This window comes from Arthrobacter nitrophenolicus (genome assembly GCF_000332815.1).
Lineage (GTDB): Bacteria > Actinomycetota > Actinomycetes > Actinomycetales > Micrococcaceae > Arthrobacter > Arthrobacter nitrophenolicus.
On the sequence record NZ_AOFD01000133.1, the window covers coordinates 1 to 775 of the forward strand.

Annotated in this window: 2 protein-coding genes; both read right to left on the minus strand. The window is 70.8% G+C overall.

Annotated elements, in window-relative coordinates; translation table 11 throughout:
* On the minus strand, positions 1 to 259 hold a 259-nt coding region (locus G205_RS20445), incomplete at its 3' end, for an amino acid permease (protein WP_009359712.1).
* A 55-nt stretch (positions 260 to 314) separates the two neighbouring features.
* Positions 315 to 775 (minus strand): aminotransferase class I/II-fold pyridoxal phosphate-dependent enzyme (locus tag G205_RS20450; protein ID WP_035754056.1); only part of this gene is annotated, 461 nt, incomplete at its 5' end.

Consider the following 775-nt stretch of genomic DNA (forward strand, 5'->3'; position numbering starts at 1 on the left):
CCTTGGCGGTGTAGACGGAGAAGGCGCCGCTGTCCGGGTTGGCCGCGGCCATCTCGCCGAGCGCCCACATCACCAGGATGATCAGCGTGCCGGCCACGAGGTAGGAGATCAGCACCGCCGGGCCGGCGGCCTGGATGCCCGCGCCGGAGCCGATGAACAGGCCCGCGCCGATCGCGCTGCCCAAGCCCATCATGGTCAGCTGCCGGGGCTTGAGGGCCGCGCCGAGGGCGCGGTCAGACGTCTTTGTCTGGTGTTCCATGGGGATTCCTCTTATGTGTAGGTGGAACGGGGTTGGGGATTTTGGAGCAGGTATTTCAGGCCGCGTTGGCTGCGAGGAGCCGGAGCACGCGGTTGTTGGACGCGGAGTCGGCAACGGTGATCCGCACGCCGTCGCCCTGGTACGCCCGGACCAGGATGCCGGCGGCGTCGAACGCGTCCACCAGCCTCGCCCGGAGGTCCTCGTCGGCGCGGATCCAGAGGAAGTTGCCCTGGCTCGGCTGCAGCTTCCAGCCCTGGGCTGCCAGCTCCGCGGCCATCCGGGCGCGCTCCTGTCGGACGGCGGCCACGCGCGCTGCCATCTCCTCCTCCGCGTCCAGCGACGCGACGGCCGCCTTCTGGGCCAGTGCGCTCACGGCGAAGGGCAGGGCGGTGCGGCGCAGGCCCTCCGCGATGGCCGGCGTCGCGATTGCATACCCCACGCGCAGACCGGCGAGCCCGTAGGCCTTGGAAAAGGTGCGCAGGCAGACGTTCGGGTAGCGGCGGTAGAGCGCCAGGG